This is a genomic window from Nocardioides sp. (assembly GCF_036267815.1).
GTDB lineage: Bacteria > Actinomycetota > Actinomycetes > Propionibacteriales > Nocardioidaceae > Nocardioides.
This window is the reverse complement of record NZ_DATAVI010000097.1, coordinates 1-15,418: the sequence shown is the minus strand read 5'-3', so window position 1 is coordinate 15,418 and position 15,418 is coordinate 1. Positions and strand designations below refer to the sequence as shown.

Here is a 15,418-nt window from a genome sequence, read left to right as displayed (position 1 = left end):
CTACGGAATGCGGGCCGGTTCGATCTGGCCGGCGACCTCGCCGAGTGTGATTCGGCCACCGGACGTGCCGGGAGCGGTGTAGCGCAGCACCACCTCGTCGCCGTCCTCGAGGAACGTGCGGCCGCCGGCGAAGGGCTGGGTGCCACCCCAGCTCAGCTCCAGGAACGACCCGCGGGTGTCGGGCTCGGGGCCGCTGATCGTGCCCGAGGCGAACAGGTCTCCGGTGCGGGTGCTGGCGCCGTTGACCGTGAGGTGGGCGAGCATCTGGGCCGCCGACCAGTACATCGTCCGGTACGGCGGGCGGCTCACCACCTCGCCGTTGAGCACCACCTCGACCTCGATGTCGAGCGCGTGCAGCCCGTGTGTCGAGTCGGTGGGGGCGAGGTACGGCAGCGGGACCGGGTCCTGGGCCGGGAGGTCGGTGCGGGCCGCGGCCAGTGCCGCCAACGGCGTCACCCAGGCGCTCACCGACGTCGCGAAGGACTTGCCGAGGAACGGGCCGAGCGGCACGTACTCCCAGGCCTGGATGTCGCGCGCGCTCCAGTCGTTGAGACCGACCACGCCGAAGACGTGCTGCTGGAAGTCCTCGACCCCGATCCGACTGCCGAGCTCGGAGCCGACGCCGACCACGAAGCCCAGCTCGGCCTCGATGTCGAGCCTGCGGCTGGGCCCGAGCTCCGGAGCCGGAGGACCCTGGGTGGTGGCTCCCGGTGCGAGCCGCTGCCCGCATGGGCGGGTCACCGGGGTGCCGCTGACCACGACGCTGCCGCCGCGGCCGTGATAGCCGACGGGGAGATGCCGCCAGTTGGGAAGCAGGGGCTCCTGGTCGGGGCGGAAGATCCGGCCGACGTTGGAGGCGTGGTCCAGTGAGGCGTAGAAGTCGACGTAGTCCCCGACGGTGAACGGCAGCAGCAGCGAGACCGCGTCCACCGGGTAGGTCGGCAGGGCCTCCGCCTCCACCAGGCCGGCGATCTCGGTGCGGGTCTCCGCCCACGAGTCCGGACCCAGCGCCATGAGGTCGTCCAGCGCGGGCCGGTCGAGCTGAGGGCGGACGGAGGAGACGTCGACCACCGTGTCGCCGTACCGCACTCCCACACGCGGGGCGGAGCCCTCGGTCACGAAGACGCCGTACGGCAGGTGGTCGAGACCGAAGCCGCCCAGGTCGCCGGAACCGCCCGATGCCTCACTCATGCGGCACCTCCAGCAGCCCGAGACCGACCAGCTCGTCGAGGGGCTCGCTGATGCTGCACGATCCGTACGACGTGAACCAGCGCCGTGCCCCCGCCAGGTCGCTCTGCCGGGCCAGGGCCACGAGGTCGTTGGCGTAGCGGTCGTCGAGCACCTCGGCCACCTCGTCGCGGGACGCACCGTCGAAGGCCGCCCGAGTGGCGAGCAGGACGTTGAGGAAGCCGAGCTGCTCGAAGCCGGTCGCGTGGTCGCGGTGACGGACGGCGTGGTGGAGTCCGGCTGTGCACTTGAACGACGTCTCCCGGTCGAGTGCCGCGTCGATCCACGCCGCGACGGTGGCTGCCGGGGGGAACAGGTGTGCTTCCACGCCGCCGGTCCTGAACTTCAAGTGAGCTTCGGCTTCGGCCACGGCGTCAGCCGCGGCGAGCCAGTCGGGGCCGGGGTCGGTCTGCGGGAGCTCGATGTAGACCGCGGTGTCGCGGACGGCGTCGGACACGGCGTCCTGGTCGCGGAGCGCGTCAAGGGCGGTGCCGATGCGGCGTACGTTCCCGGCAGGGTCGTCGAGGTCGCGCACGGCCACCTCGAGGCCGACCACGCGAAGGCCCTTCCTCGTCGCCAGCGTCGCGACACCCTCGACGACTCCGGCGCCGCTCGACAGGACCACGGACACCGGCACGTCGTGGGGCACCTCGGGCAGGTCGGTGTCGCGCACGACCAGCGGACCGACGAGGTCGGCGTACCACTCGCCGCGGCGCTCGACGTACGCCGCGACCGCGTCGGGCAGCGCGGCGTCACCCGGCGGGAAGATCGCGGCGTCGTCGACCAGCCCGGCCCACGCCTGGGGTACGTGACTCACGAGAGCAGCCAACCACAGCCGCGCGTGGGCTCAGACCAGGGCGGCTCGTCCGCGCTTGGCGAGCTGGGAGGCGATGATGGCGCGCTGGATCTCACTGGCGCCCTCCCAGATCCGCTCCACCCTCAGCTCGCGGAAGAGCCGCTCGGCGACGTTCTCGCGCATGTAGCCGCGGCCCCCGAAGACCTGCACCGCGCGGTCGGCGACCCGGCCCGCCATCTCGCTGACGAACAGCTTGACCATGGAGCACTGCGCGTGGGCCACCTTGACGTCGGCGCCGTCGTCGAGCGACCGGGCCACCTCGTAGACCATCGCCCGAGCCGCGAACAGCTCGGTGAGGCTGTCGGCGAGCATGCCCTGCACGAGCTGCTTGTCGGCGAGGTACTCGTCGCCGACCCGGCGCCGGGCGGCGAACTCGGCCATCTCGTCGACGAGCCGCTCGGCGGCGCCGAGGCAGCGCGCGCCGATCATCAGCCGCTCGTAGCGGAACCACTCGTAGACGAAGGACATCCCGGCGTCCTCGGAGCCGATCAGCGCCGAGGCCGGGACCCGCACGTCCTCGAACGCCACGATCGGGTGGTGGTGGGCGAAGGTGTGGGTGTAGGCCGGGGTGCGGACGACGCGGATGCCCGCAGTGTCGTTGTCGACGACGAGCATCGCCTGCTCGCCGGCGTGCTCGCCGACGGTCAGGACGCCCTGGAAGAAGACGTGGTCGGACTTGTTGAACGACGTCACGTGCCACTTCTCGCCGTTCAGGACGTACTCGTCGCCCTCGCGGGTGACGGTGGCCCTCAGGTCCGAGACGTCGGAGCCGGCGAGCTCCTCGGTGATTGCGTAGGCCCCCTCGCGGCGCCCCTGGATCGTCGGCAGCAGGTAGGTCTCGCGCTGGTGGTCGTTGGCCACCGCGGCCCACCATCCCGGTGGCGTCGTCAGGCACCATGCGAGCGCGTTGGTGACCCGGCCGCCCTGCTCCTGCACCAGCACCTGCTGCAAGGTCGAGCACCCTCGGCCCCCCAGCTCGACGGGGATGTTGGTCGCGGTGAGACCGAGCTCCACCGCCCTCGCCTCCAGCCGTTTCTCGACGTCCTCGGGCAGCTCACCGCCGTGCTCCTCGGCGTACTGCTCGTGACCGATGAGCTGGTCGGCGAAGCCCCGGGCCCTGGCCTGGAGGTCGAGGTCCTGCGCGGTGAGTCCGTACACGTGCGTTCCTCTCGGTGGTCCCGGCGCGGTGGCGTCGCACGCCGCCGGCCGGTGGTCGAGCCCGTCCAAGGCGCCATTGACTGACCATTCAGTCTATGTCAGCGTTGATGACCGTGACCACTGTGCCGCGGACCGCCGACGCGGTCGTCGTCGGCGGCGGCACCATCGGTGCCTGGGCCGCCTGGTTCCTGACGCGGGCGGGCATCGGCGACGTCGTCCTGGTGGAGCGCGACACGCTCGGCCAGGGCGCGAGCTCGCGCGCGGCCGGGATGGTGCGCGCCCAGGGCGGCACCGAGGCGGCGGTGCGGCTCGGGATGTTCAGCCGGGAGTTCTACGCCGGGCAGCACGAGCTCCTCGGCATCGACTCCGGCTTCGTGGCCCAGGGCTACTTCATCCCGTGCTTCACCGACGCCGAGGTGGAGACGGCCCGGGTGCGGATCGAGATGCAGCGCGGCGTTGGCCTCGACGTGCGCTGGGTGGAGCCGTCGGAGTTCGACGCGATGAACCCGGCAGTCGCACGCGGGCAGACGCTCGGCTCGTCGTACTCCGCGGGTGACGGCTACATCGACCCACCACGCAACGTCCTGGCCTACACCGCGGCCCTCGTGGCCGCCGGCGTCCGGGTCCGCGAGCGGACGGCGTTCACCGGGCTGCTGGTCGATGCCGGGCACGTGACCGGGGTGCGCACGACCGCGGGGGACATCGCCACCTCGCGGGTGATCCTGACCGGTGGCGCCGGCCTGGCCGCGGTCGGCGAGGCGGCCGGGGTCCGCATCCCCGCGTTCGGCGCGCGGCACCAGGTGGTCGTCACCGAGGCGCACCCCGATCTGGCGGCCGAGCGGCTGCCGATGGTCTTCGACCTGAGGGCCGGGATCTACTGGCGCCCCTGCGAGGGCGGCGTCCTGTGGGGGATGAGCAACCCCGACGAGGAGCCCGGCGAGGCGCGTGAGTTCGACACCGCCTACTTCGAGCGCATGCGCGAGCGGGTGGCGGCGCTGCTGCCCACGACCGCGCGGCTCGGGCTCCGCAAGACCTGGGCCGCGACCATCGACTACACGCCGGACCATCTGCCGATCCTCGGCCCGGCGCTGCGGCCGCACGGTCCGGTCGAGGGAGCGTTCGTCGCCGCGGCCGGTGGGCACGGGATGATGTGGGGTCCCGGTGTCGCCAAGGCGGCCGCCGACCTCGCGGTCAGCGGGGAGACCGACGTCCTCGACGTCTCCGACCTCGGGCTCGACCGCTTCGACGACGACGGCCGCAGTCGCCTCACCCCCGACCCGATCGCCCTCCCCTTCCCCCTCCGCTGAATGTTGAGCTGGCTCAACGAGCCGGGAGGGCCAACTCAACAGATCACGAGTGCGTCGACGACGTACGCCGCGTCGGGGCCGACCAGGACCGGGTTGAGGTCGACGCCGTCGAGGCGGCCTCCCAGCTCCACGGCGAGCTGGCCCAGGGCCACGACCACGTCGGCCAGGGCATCGGTGTCGGCGGCGGGCGAGCCGCGGAACCCCGCCAGCAGCCTGGCCACGCGCAGTCCACCGACCAGCTCCAGGGCGGTCGCGCGGTCGAGGGGTGGCAGGGCGACCGCACGGTCGCCCACCAGCTCCACGAGCACTCCTCCTGCCGCGACCATCACCAGCGGCCCGAGCAGAGGGTCGCCGACGATCCCGAGCGCCACCTCGGCGCCCGTGGCCTGCTGCTGGACGACGACGTCGGGTCCGAGCCGCTGCGCCAGGTCGGAGTACGCCGCCGCGACGGCCTCGGGGTTGCCCAGACCGAGGCGGACGCCGTCGGCCTCGGTCTTGTGGTGGACCTCGGGGGAGTCGCTCTTGAGGACGACGGGGAAGCCGATCCGGGTAGCGGCTGCCATCGCAGCCTCGGGGGAGCGGACGCTCTCGCCGGGGACGACCGGGATGCCGTAGTCGGCGAGCAGCTCGCCCCAGACCGCACTCCCCACCGGCTCGCCGGTCGCGAGCCGACCGAGCCAGCGCGCCTGCCGCTCGACATCGACGGCGGCGACCGGTCGTGGGCGGGGCGGCTCGGCCATCAGGTGGCCGAGGGCGCGCAGACCGGACGCCGTCCCCTCGAGCACCGGGATCCCCTGGGCTCGGAGGCGCGCCGCCGCGACCGGGTCGAGAGCCGAGGCGAGGTTGGTGACCACCGCCACGGGCTTCGACGTGCGGGTGAGCATGGTCTCCATCACCTCGGTCAGGCTCTGGTCGCCGTCGTACTCCTCGACGAGGTCGCAGGCGAGCGCGACGACGCCGGCTTCCGGGTCGTCGGCCAGGGCGCTGAGGCACTCGGTGAACAGGTCGAGGGTCTCCGCGCCCCGACCCCAGACGTCGAGAGGGTTCATCGGGGCCAGGCCGGGGTCGAGGACGTTCGCGAGGCGAGCGACCGTCGGCTCGGCCAGGGTCGCGAACCCGACCCCGAGCCGCTCGGCGACGTCGGCGACCAGGACGCGCTCGGCGCCCGAGTCGTGCGCCGTGGCCACGCCGCGGCCGGTGCCCGGCACGTGCCGTCGCCCGATCGCGAACATCTCGAGGCTGTCGGTCAGCTCGTCCGGGTCGGCGCAGCGATGCACGCCGTACGCCGAGAAGAGGGCCTCCCAGCCGGCGTCCGAGCCTGCGATCGCACCCGAGTGGGCGACGACGAGCGCCTGTCCGCGTACCGACGTCCCGACGGTCAGCGCACAGACGGGGATGTCGCGACCCGCGGCGTCCGCGAGCGCCGCCTCGAGCCGCGGTGCGTCGCGCATCGTCTCGAGCACCAGCCCGATCACCCGCGTCTGGGGCAGCGACAAGGCGTACTCGAGATAGTCGGCGGTGGTGGTGACCAGCTCCTGGCCCGAGGAGACGGCCAGCGTGAAGCCCAGAGCACGACGGGTGCGCAGCATCGCCGAGAACACCGAGCCCGAGTGCGTGACGAACCCGATCGGACCGCTCGGCAGCGGGTCTCGCTCGAGGTAGCCGATCGCCCGCACGCCGGTGGTGGTGTCGACGAAGCCCATGCACCCGCCGCCGACCACGGCCATGTCACCGGCGGCGGCGACGATGTCGTCCTTGAAGCCGTGCACCGAGCCGAAGACCACCGCGCCCGCGTCGCCACGTGCGACGGCCACCGCCAGCGTCGGTGCCACCGCCTTGTCGGGGACGCCGAGGAGCACCAGGTCGACGGGCTCGGGGACGTCGGCCAACGACGGCACGCACGGGCGGCCGAACGCCGAGGTGCGCGTGGGGCTGACCAGATGGACCCGCTCGACGCCGGGGCTGCGCAGGGCCTCGGTGGTCAGGCGCCACCCGAAGGTGCCCTCGCGGTCACCGGCCCCGACCACGGCGACGGTCCGGGCCGACAGCATCGCCCGGAGGCGGGCCGCGGAGCTGGGCATCATCTACCTGTCTATCGAGCACCGTCTCGACCGGCTGCCTTGACTGACTGTTCAGTCTAGGAGCGTGCTAGCGTTCGGCACAAGGAACTCGGGATCCGGCGCAGCGGTCGTGGCACACCGAACGGCTCGCAGCCGGGCAGGTCGGTGGGAGTGAGATGGCTGCTCGTGAGCAGAGTGACGCCGTGGCCGACGTACGTCGCGACCAGATGCTGGCCGCCGCCTCGACGCTGATCGCCGAGCGGGGGTTCCACGACACCCGCATCGCCGACGTCGCCAAGCGGGTCGGGGCCAGCCCTGCGCTGGTGATCTACTACTTCGGCACCAAGGACAGCCTGCTCACCGAGGCGCTGCGGTGGTCCGAGCGGTCGTTCTACGCCGCCACCGAGGAGATGCTGCGGTCGACCGACAAGCTGCGCGACCGCCTCGAGATCCTGGTGGAGTGGACCCTCGTGGCCGACAAGACCGAGGCGGTCACCGGAGACTGGGGCCTGTGGTTCGACCTCTGGGCGCAGGCGTTCCGCCACCCGGAGGTCAAGAAGGACCGGGTCGAGCTCGACGCCCAGTGGCGCGACCTGATCGCGCGCATCGTCCAGGACGCCGTGGACGCCGGCGAGATCGCCGACCTCGACGTGACGTCGTTCGCGATCCTGTGGGGCTCGCTACTCGACGGTCTCATGGTCCAGGTCTCGCTGCACGACCCCGTGGTCACGCTCCCGCTGGCCCGCAAGCTGGCCCTCGACCTGGCCTACAAGGAGCTGGGCATCGACGCCGCGCGCTCGGGCAGCGCCGAGACCGCGAAGCCCTGAACCGGCGGCGTCGTCATGGGCTTCGACGTTCCCGGCGACGCCTACGACCGCTACATGGGCCGCTACTCACGGCCGCTGGCCCGGCAGTTCGTCGACCTGGTCGGCGTGGCCGCCGGTCAGCGGGTGCTGGACGTCGGCTGTGGTCCGGGGATCCTGACCGGGCCCCTGGTCGAGCGCTGCGGAGCAGAGTCGGTCGCCGCGGTCGACCCGTCGCCGCCGTTCGTGGCCGCGGCCCGCGAGCGTTTCCCGGGCGTTGACGTCAGGGCGGCGGGAGCGGAGAGCCTGCCCTTCGCCGACGACACGTTCGACGCCGTCCTCGCCCAGCTCGTCGTGCACTTCATGGCCGACCCGGTGGCCGGGCTGCGTGAGATGGCTCGGGTCGGTCGACCCGACGGCACGGTCGCGGCCAGTGTGTGGGACAACGCCGGGACCAGCGGGCCGCTGGAGGACTTCTGGCGCGCCGCGGCGCAGGTCGACCCGGCAGTGCACGACGAGGCGGACCTGGCGGGAGCCCGCGAGGGACACCTCGCCGAGCTCGCGATCCGGGCGGGGCTGCGCGACGTCAGCTCGACCTCATTGACGGTGTCGGTGCGCTTCGCCTCCTTCGAGGAGTGGTGGTCGCCGTACCTGCTCGGCGTCGGGCCGGCCGGCTCCTACGTCGCCTCGCTCGACCCGCCGGCGCGACTCCGGCTCGAGGAGAGCTGTCGTCGCAGGTTTCCCGACGGCGAGTTCGAGCAGGGCGGCACCGCGTGGGTGGTCGTCGCCCAGGCTTGACCTGCGCCTTCTTCGGGTCGCGCGCCGCAACCCGCGCCTCGCCGCCCTCGATAGTACGGATCAGCAGACTGGTCCCGGGCAACCTGCGACGAGCCTGGTGATCCGTACTATCGACGGCGGGCGCAGGCTGAGGGCACGCGACCCGCGGAGAGCGCTGTCAGCTGCGCAGGATGCGCAGGGCCTTGGGTGAGATCTGGACGGCGACGTCGGCGCCCTCGCTGAGCCACTCCGGCGGCGCGCCCGCGACGTTGGCGACCTCGGCCTCGAGGTGCAGGTCGGCGCAGCCCAGCCTGACGTTGGTGTGTGCCCCGCGGAAGGTGAGCGTGTCGACCCGGCCCTTCAGCACGTTGGAGCCGTCGGCGCCGGATGCGGTGGCCACGACCTCGACCCGCTCCGGGCGCACCATCACCGACACCGCCTCCCCGGCCTTCGCCTCGTGGTCCGCGATGCGCAGGGTCGCACCCTCGACCGAGCAGGTGACGCCCTGCTGGTCGGCACCGGTGACGGTGGCGGGCCAGAGGTTGGCGGTGCCCAGGAACGTCGCGACGTGGGTGTTCGCCGGCGCGCTGTAGACCTCGCTCGGTGTCCCGACCTGCTGCACCTTCCCCTTGTCGAGTACGGCGAGCCGGTCGCTCATCGTGAGCGCCTCGTCCTGGTCGTGGGTGACGTAGACGAACGTCGTTCCGACCTGCTTCTGCAAGGAGCGCAGCTCGATCTGGAGCTGCTTGCGCAGCTTGGCGTCGAGGGCACCCATCGGCTCGTCGAGCAGCAGCACGGTGGGCTCGAGCACGAGCGCTCGGGCAAGTGCCACCCGCTGCCGCTGGCCACCGGAGAGCTGGTGCGGCTTGCGCTTCGACATCGAGCCCATCTGCACGAGGTCCAGTGCGGTGCCCACGCGACGGCGTACCTCGTCCTTGCTGGCCCTCTGGTACTTCAGGCCGAAGGCGACGTTGTCGGCGACGTCGAGGAACGGGAAGAGCGCGTAGGACTGGAAGACGGTGTTGACGGGGCGCTTGTGCGGGGAGACCTGGGCGAGGTCGCGGCCGTCGAGCAGGATCTGCCCGGAGTCGGGCTCCTCGAAGCCCGCGACCATCCGCAGGGTGGTCGTCTTGCCGCACCCCGAGGAGCCGAGCAGCGAGAAGAACTCGCCCTCTCCGATCTCGAGGTCGAGGCCGTCGACCGCGACCTCGTCACCGAACCTCTTCACCAGTCCGGTGAGGGAGAGGGCGCCGGCCATCAGGCTGGGTCTCCGAGGAGCTGGTCGGCGAGGTAGGAGAAGCTCGAGACGAACCGGTCGACGTCGGCGTCGGTGTGCTGCACCGACATCAGCCACTGCTCGACCTTGCCCCACGGTGGCAGGAAGGCCCCGCGGTTGTGCTGGACCAGCCAGTGCGCATGGCCGTATCGGCCGTCGAGAGAGCGGAAGTCGCGGAAGTTCCGGATCCGGTCGGGCATGAACGACACACAGCCCTTGGCCCCGGCGGTCACCACGAGCCAGGGTGCGTGATGCCGGTCGATGACGGACTGGAGCCCGTCGCGAACCCGCGTACGGAGTCGCTCGATGTTGGCGTAGGCGTCGTCGGTCAGCACCTCGGTGAGCATGGCACGTGCGGCGGCCATCGCCAACGGGTTGCCGTTGAACGTCCCGACCTGCTGGTAGTCGCCGCTGGCGACCAGCTCCATCACCTTGCCGCCGCCGATCGCGGACGTCGACAGTCCGCCGCCCATCGCCTTGGCCACGCAGACCAGGTCCGAGCTGGCTCCGAGCAGCCCCGAGGCGCCACCGGGACCGCAGGTGAAGCCGGTCTTGACCTCGTCGAAGGTCAGCAGGGCGCCGTGGGCGTGGAGCAGGTCCTTGAGCGAGGAGAGGTAGCCCTCGTCGGGGTAGATGATCCCGGCGTTCATCATGATCGGCTCGAGGATCATCCCGGCGATCTCGCCGGGATGCCTCGCCAGGGCGGCCTCGACGGCGGGGAGGTTGTTCGCCGGGACGATCACGGTGCCGTCCACGGTCGCCTTGAGGAGGCCGGTGTTCTCGGGGATGCCGTTGGGGGAGTCGACCGGGCCGAGGTCGCCCACGCTCTCGGGCTGGACCGACACCATCACCGAGTCGTGGTGGCCGTGGTAGCCGCCCTCGAGCTTGATGATCTTCTCGCGGCCGGTGGCGGCCCGCATCAGGTGGACGGCGTCCATCGTGGACTCGGTGCCGGAGTTCCCGAAGCGCCACAGCGGCTGGTGGTAGCGCGCGGCCAGGTTGTCGGCCACGACGATGGAGTCCTCGGTCGGCTGGGCGAAGTGAGTGCCCTTGGCCACGCGATCGCGGACCGCGGCGACGATCGCCGGGTGGTTGTGGCCGGCCAGCGAGACGCCGTACCCCCCGTGGAAGTCGGAGTACTCGTTGCCGTCGACGTCGTAGAGCTTCGAGCCGTTGCCGTGGCTCAGCCATACCGCGTGCGGCTCGGCGACCTGCCAGCTCGAGGTGGCGCCGCCGGCGAGGGCGGTCGCGCGTCCCGACATCTCCTTGCTGCGCTGCTGCCGGTGCAGGAAGGTGGTGGTCTCGTCGGCGATGACGGAGTCGAGGCGGGTGGACAGTTCGGGTGCGATCCGGGTCGCGGTCATCAGGGCTCCTGGCCATAAGGCTCATTGACTGATTGTTCAGTCTATGCCAGCGTGAGACACTCCGGCAAGACGGTCCCGCGCGGACCGACGTCACCCGTCGAGGGGGGTGGATGGCAGCAACACGTGGTCCGGCGAGCGACCCGGCTCGGCGTCTCAGCCGCCGGGCGCTGGTGCAGGGCGGGCTGCTGACTGCCGCCGCCGCGCCGTTCCTGGCCGCCTGCGGAGTGCGCACCCACGACTACGGCGAGCTGATCATCCCGGCGCCGAACCACCCCGTGAAGTGGCCGCTGAGCAAGCGCTATACCGCGATCGCGTCGGGGCAGAAGCCCAAGCCGGGCAGCGTCCTGCGCATCTACAACTATGCCGACTACGTCTCGCCGCGGATGCTGAAGGACTTCGAGTCCAAGTGGGGCGTCGACATCCACCTCTCGACGTTCAACGACGCCGACGAGGCGCTGACCAAGATCGCCGCGGAGAGCCTCGGGTTCGACCTGTACTTCCCCAGCTACGACTCGGTGGGCAAGCTGATCCAGGCCAACCTGCTGCGCCCGGTCAACCAGGACTACCTCACCAACGCCGACAACCTGTGGGACAGCTTCCGCGACCCGTGGTACGACCGGGGTGCGCGCTACACGATCCCGTACACGATCTACAGCACCGGCATCGGGTGGCGGACCGACCTGGCCGACGTGGACCTCACGAAGTACCCCAACCCCTTCGACGTCTTCTGGGACACGCGGTTCAAGGGCAACATGGCGATCCTCGACGACTGGCACACGGCGATGGCCATGGTCCTCATGCGCGACGGCATCAACGACATCAACACCACCAGCTCCCACGCCCTGTCCCGCGTGCGCGACGAGCTGATCTCGCTGCGCTCGACGATGCGGCCCAAGGTCACGATCACGATGTACAACGACATGCCGGCCGGGCAGTACGGCCTGGCGCAGTTCTGGTCCGGCGACGCGATCAACATGCCGTACTACCTGCCGAAGAAGGTCGACGTCGACGTCTTGCGCTACTGGTTCCCTCCGAACGGGGTCGGCGAGGTCGACAACGACCTCTGCGTCTGCCTCGGCCAGGGCTCCAACCCGGTCGCCGCCCACTACTTCATGAACGCGATCCTCGACGAGACCTCCGCCGGCCAGAACTTCGGCTTCACCGGGTACCAGCCGCCACTGAAGCAGTTCACGCCCAGCCAGCTGGTCAAGCAGGGGTTCGTGCCGGCGAACCTCGCGACGGCGATCGTCCAGGAGAGTGACTTCGAGAAGGGCCTGCCGCTGCTGGAGCTGCCGGTGACCGCCGACACCGAGTACCACGAGATCTGGCAGGAGTTCAAGAGCGGTGGCTGAGGAGATCGTGACGACGGCCGCGGCCGGCAGCGACGACAACGAGGGCGGTGTCGGCAGCCCGTGGTTCTGGCGTGGCCTCGCCCTCCCCGGCACCGCCTGGGTGCTGCTGTTCTTCGTCGCCCCGCTGTACGTCGTGCTCGCGATCATCTTCGGCAGCATCGACCCGATCCTGCGCCAGCCGGTCCCCGTGTGGGACCCGCTGCACTGGGACTTCTCCCAGTTCAACTACGTGATGGGCCGCATCTTCGGATCCGACGCCTACTTCCGTCCCGCTGTGCTCCGCACGATCGAGTACGTCGCGATCGCGAGCTTCCTGTGCCTGCTCATCGCCTATCCCGTGGCCTACTTCACCGCGCGCTTCGCGGGCCGCTGGAAGGGCGTGATCCTCGCGTGCCTGATCGCGCCGTTCTGGATCAGCTACATGATGCGGATGCTGGCCTGGATCAACCTCCTCCAGAACGACGGCCTGGTGAACCGCGCGTTGAGCGCCGGCGGCCTCTTCGACGTCCATGAGGCCTGGCTGTCGGGCCACGGCAGCACCGTCGTACTCGGTCTCGTCTACGGCTACGTGCCGTACATGATCTTGCCGCTGTTCGCCGGGCTCGACCGGGCACCGGTCTCGATGCTGGAGGCGGCGCGAGACCTCGGCGCGAGCCGATGGCAGACCTTCTGGCGGGTGACCTGGCCGCTGACCCGGTCGGCGGTCGTCGTGAGCCTGCTGGTGACCACACTGCCGATGCTCGGCGACTACTTCACCAACGACCTGCTGTCGGGATCGCCGTCCACCTCGATGATCGGCAACCTGATCAACAACGCGGTCCTGACGCCCGGCCAGACCGGCCAGGCCGGTGCCTTCGTGCTGGTCATCCTGGTCATCTCGGTGCTGCCGATGTTCCTCTACGTCCGCAGCACCCGCAGCGGAACGGACATCGCGGTATGACCTCTCCCGTCAGCTGGTACCGCAACCCGTGGCGCAAGCCGTGGATGCTCGGCGCCGTCACCGTGGGCTACCTGCTGTGGTCGCTGGCCCCGGTGCTGGTCGCGGTCCTGTTCTCCTTCAACGCCGGCCGGTCACGGGTGATCTGGCAGGGCTTCTCGATGCGGTGGTACTACGGCGACCCGCTGCGCTCGGTCTGGCACGACCAGAGCCTGCACACCGCGCTCGAGCACACGGTCTGGCTCGGCGTCCTGACCACGGTGGTGACGGTCCCGCTCGGCGTCGCGATGGCGCTCGGCCTGGATCGCTGGCGCGGCCGCATCCCCTCGGCAGCCAACCTCGCGGTGATCGTGTCGTTCGTGCTGCCCGAGATCCTGATCGCGATCTCGCTGCTCTTCGTGGCCACGGTCCTGGTCTCCCCCGTGCGCCTGGGCACCACCGGGCAGGTGATCGGGTTGGTCACCTATCAGCTCTCCTATCCGGTGGTGATCGTGCGCGCCCGCCTGCTCACGATCGGGCGTGACTACGAGGAAGCAGCGGTCGACCTGGGCGCGTCGCCGGTCCAGGCCGTGTGGCGGGTGCTGATGAAGATGCTGCTGCCGGCGGTCTTCGCCAGCGCCGTGCTGGTCTTCGCCGACGTCATCGACGACTTCATCATCGTCCGATATCTCTCGGGAGACTCCAGTACCGAGACGGCGTCGGTGAAGATCTACAACACGGCCCGAGCCGCACCCACACCTGCGCTCAACGCGCTGGCGACGCTGATGCTGGTGGCATCCCTGCTCGCCGTCGCGATCGGCTTCTTCGCGTACCGCACTCTGACCCGGGGTGAGAAGGGCGGGCTCGACGTCTTCACCGGTGAGGCCTGAGGACCGCCCGTCGTGCCCTAGAATTTCGTAGCAATCCCTTTCAGCGCAGGCGTTCGCCGCCTGCACTCCATCGCCGAAGGAGGCGAGATGACGACGATCCCACCTGCACCCCTCGACCCCGACCAGGTCGCGCTGGCGCTGGCCCCGTTCGGCCAGAGCCGGTTGCTTCCGCGCGATGCCTACGTGTCGGCCGAGGTGCTGGAGTGGGAACGTCGATATCTGTTCCACGAGTGGATGTGCGTCGGACGGTCCTCCGACGTCCCCGCCACCGGGCTGCGGGCGGAGTCCGTCGGCGGCTACGGGGTCCTCCTCGTGCGCGACAAGGACGGCGTGCTCCGGGCGTTCGAGAACGTCTGCCGCCACCGCGGTCACGAGCTGCTGCCCTGCGGCGGGGCGACGTCGTCGTCCAAGGCGATCGTCTGCCCGTACCACGCCTGGTCCTACCGCCACGACGGAAGCCTGATCGGCGCCCCGAACTTCAAGAACATCGACGAGCACTACGACCGCTCCACCCTGGGGCTCTCGCCGGTGCGGGTGCAGGAGTGGCACGGCTGGATCTTCATCGACCGCAGTGGCACCGCGAAGGACTTCGCCGACCACATCGGCGGGTTCGACGCCGTCGTCGCGCCGTACGACGCGGACTCGCTGGTGACTGCCGAGAGCCACACCTACGACGTGGCGGCCAACTGGAAGGTCATCGTCGAGAACTACCAGGAGTGCTACCACTGCTCGATGATCCACCCCGAGCTGTGCCGGATCTCGCCCCCGACCAGCGGCGACAACGTCCGGGAGCGCACCGGCGACTGGGTCGGCGGGTGGATGGACCTGCGCGAGGGCATGGAGACCATGTCGCTGGACGGCCGCAGCGGCGGGGTCAAGATGGCACGCCTCGACGAGCACGAGCAGTCGCACGTCATGTACGCCGCGATCCTGCCGAACCTGCTGATCTCCCTGCACCCCGACTACGTCATGACCCACTTGCTGGTGCCCCTCTCGCCCGAGCAGACGAGGATCACGTGCTCGTGGGCCTTCCCGCAGCACGTCGTCGAGGCCGAGGGCTTCAGCCCGTCGTACGCCGTGGACTTCTGGGACCTCACCAACCGTCAGGACTGGGCCGCCTGCGAGTCGGTCCAGCGCGGCCTGGTGGCGCCCAGCTACGTCGCCGGCCCGCTGGCCCCCGACGAGACGGGCGTCTACGACTTCACCTCCACCCTCGCCAAGGCCTACCAGGGCCATCCCTGACGCCGACTCGGCTGAGTCGGCGCCAAAGGCACACAAAAGACACGCCGACCCGGCACAAAGGGACACCCAAATCCCGCCGACCCGGCACAAAAGGACACCAAAATCCCGCCCACTCGTCACAAAAGGACACCAAAATCCCGCCGACCCGGCACAAAGGGACACCCAAATCCCGCCGACTCGTCATATGACG

General features: G+C 70.5%; 13 protein-coding genes. 7 read left to right on the top strand and 6 right to left on the bottom strand.

Going from position 1 to position 15,418, the window contains the following annotated elements; all coding sequences use genetic code 11:
• From fahA to VHW64_RS19845, 3 genes are read right to left on the bottom strand one after another with little or no spacing between them, the layout of a single operon-like run.
• Positions 1-1,191, bottom strand: coding sequence for a fumarylacetoacetase (gene fahA / locus VHW64_RS19855; RefSeq protein WP_329652310.1), 1,191 nt, complete (start codon positions 1,189-1,191; stop codon positions 1-3).
• Complete coding sequence (locus VHW64_RS19850) at positions 1,184-2,044, bottom strand: hypothetical protein (protein ID WP_329652309.1); 861 nt, start codon at positions 2,042-2,044, stop codon at positions 1,184-1,186. Before VHW64_RS19850 ends, fahA begins: the two co-directional genes overlap by 8 nt.
• A gap of 30 nt (positions 2,045-2,074) precedes the next feature.
• Positions 2,075-3,241: an acyl-CoA dehydrogenase family protein gene (locus VHW64_RS19845; RefSeq protein ID WP_329652308.1), complete on the bottom strand. Its 1,167-nt coding sequence runs from the start codon at positions 3,239-3,241 to the stop codon at positions 2,075-2,077.
• Between the two features lie 107 nt (positions 3,242-3,348).
• Between VHW64_RS19845 and VHW64_RS19840 the strand changes: the two genes are divergently transcribed.
• Positions 3,349-4,548 carry an FAD-binding oxidoreductase gene (locus tag VHW64_RS19840; protein WP_329652307.1) on the top strand — a complete coding sequence of 400 codons (1,200 nt, stop codon included), beginning with the start codon at positions 3,349-3,351 and terminating at the stop codon, positions 4,546-4,548.
• A 35-nt stretch (positions 4,549-4,583) separates the two neighbouring features.
• On the opposite strand, the gene VHW64_RS19835 is transcribed toward VHW64_RS19840, so the two are convergent.
• Entirely contained in the window at positions 4,584-6,629 is a 2,046-nt protein-coding gene (locus VHW64_RS19835) for an acetate--CoA ligase family protein (RefSeq protein WP_329652306.1), read from the bottom strand.
• 182 nt (positions 6,630-6,811) lie between these two features.
• Here VHW64_RS19835 and VHW64_RS19830 point away from each other — a divergent pair, with 182 nt between their 5' ends.
• On the top strand, positions 6,812-7,435 hold the full coding sequence (locus VHW64_RS19830; RefSeq protein ID WP_329652305.1) for a TetR/AcrR family transcriptional regulator: 624 nt from the start codon (positions 6,812-6,814) through the stop codon (positions 7,433-7,435).
• Positions 7,436-7,450: 15 nt separating this feature from the next.
• Positions 7,451-8,209 carry a class I SAM-dependent methyltransferase gene (locus tag VHW64_RS19825; protein ID WP_329652304.1) on the top strand — a complete coding sequence of 253 codons (759 nt, stop codon included), beginning with the start codon at positions 7,451-7,453 and terminating at the stop codon, positions 8,207-8,209.
• A 157-nt stretch (positions 8,210-8,366) separates the two neighbouring features.
• Here VHW64_RS19825 and VHW64_RS19820 read toward each other — a convergent pair whose 3' ends face one another.
• Positions 8,367-9,446, bottom strand: a complete 1,080-nt coding sequence (locus VHW64_RS19820) for an ABC transporter ATP-binding protein (protein ID WP_329652303.1) — start codon at positions 9,444-9,446, stop codon at positions 8,367-8,369.
• Positions 9,446-10,828, bottom strand: coding sequence for an aspartate aminotransferase family protein (locus VHW64_RS19815; protein WP_329652302.1), 1,383 nt, complete (start codon positions 10,826-10,828; stop codon positions 9,446-9,448). The genes VHW64_RS19820 and VHW64_RS19815 overlap by 1 nt, the downstream gene beginning before the upstream one ends.
• A gap of 110 nt (positions 10,829-10,938) precedes the next feature.
• Between VHW64_RS19815 and VHW64_RS19810 the strand changes: the two genes are divergently transcribed.
• From VHW64_RS19810 to VHW64_RS19795, 4 genes are all read left to right on the top strand, one after another.
• On the top strand, positions 10,939-12,180 hold the full coding sequence (locus VHW64_RS19810) for a spermidine/putrescine ABC transporter substrate-binding protein (protein ID WP_329652301.1): 1,242 nt from the start codon (positions 10,939-10,941) through the stop codon (positions 12,178-12,180).
• On the top strand, positions 12,173-13,120 hold the full coding sequence (locus VHW64_RS19805; RefSeq protein WP_329652300.1) for an ABC transporter permease: 948 nt from the start codon (positions 12,173-12,175) through the stop codon (positions 13,118-13,120). Before VHW64_RS19810 ends, VHW64_RS19805 begins: the two co-directional genes overlap by 8 nt.
• Entirely contained in the window at positions 13,117-13,986 is an 870-nt protein-coding gene (locus VHW64_RS19800) for an ABC transporter permease (protein WP_329652299.1), read from the top strand. The genes VHW64_RS19805 and VHW64_RS19800 overlap by 4 nt, the downstream gene beginning before the upstream one ends.
• 87 nt (positions 13,987-14,073) lie before the next feature.
• Positions 14,074-15,228, top strand: coding sequence for an aromatic ring-hydroxylating dioxygenase subunit alpha (locus tag VHW64_RS19795; protein WP_329652298.1), 1,155 nt, complete (start codon positions 14,074-14,076; stop codon positions 15,226-15,228).
• Positions 15,229-15,418: the final 190 nt, after the last annotated feature.

Coding starts and splice junctions, on each gene's coding strand:
- fahA (WP_329652310.1), bottom strand. CDS start 1,191: ATGAGTGAGGCATCGGGCGGTTCCGGCGACCTGGGCGGCTTCGGTCTC.
- VHW64_RS19795 (WP_329652298.1), top strand. CDS start 14,074: ATGACGACGATCCCACCTGCACCCCTCGACCCCGACCAGGTCGCGCTG.
- VHW64_RS19840 (WP_329652307.1), top strand. CDS start 3,349: ATGACCGTGACCACTGTGCCGCGGACCGCCGACGCGGTCGTCGTCGGC.
- VHW64_RS19815 (WP_329652302.1), bottom strand. CDS start 10,828: ATGACCGCGACCCGGATCGCACCCGAACTGTCCACCCGCCTCGACTCC.
- VHW64_RS19825 (WP_329652304.1), top strand. CDS start 7,451: ATGGGCTTCGACGTTCCCGGCGACGCCTACGACCGCTACATGGGCCGC.
- VHW64_RS19835 (WP_329652306.1), bottom strand. CDS start 6,629: ATGCCCAGCTCCGCGGCCCGCCTCCGGGCGATGCTGTCGGCCCGGACC.
- VHW64_RS19800 (WP_329652299.1), top strand. CDS start 13,117: ATGACCTCTCCCGTCAGCTGGTACCGCAACCCGTGGCGCAAGCCGTGG.
- VHW64_RS19810 (WP_329652301.1), top strand. CDS start 10,939: ATGGCAGCAACACGTGGTCCGGCGAGCGACCCGGCTCGGCGTCTCAGC.
- VHW64_RS19820 (WP_329652303.1), bottom strand. CDS start 9,446: ATGGCCGGCGCCCTCTCCCTCACCGGACTGGTGAAGAGGTTCGGTGAC.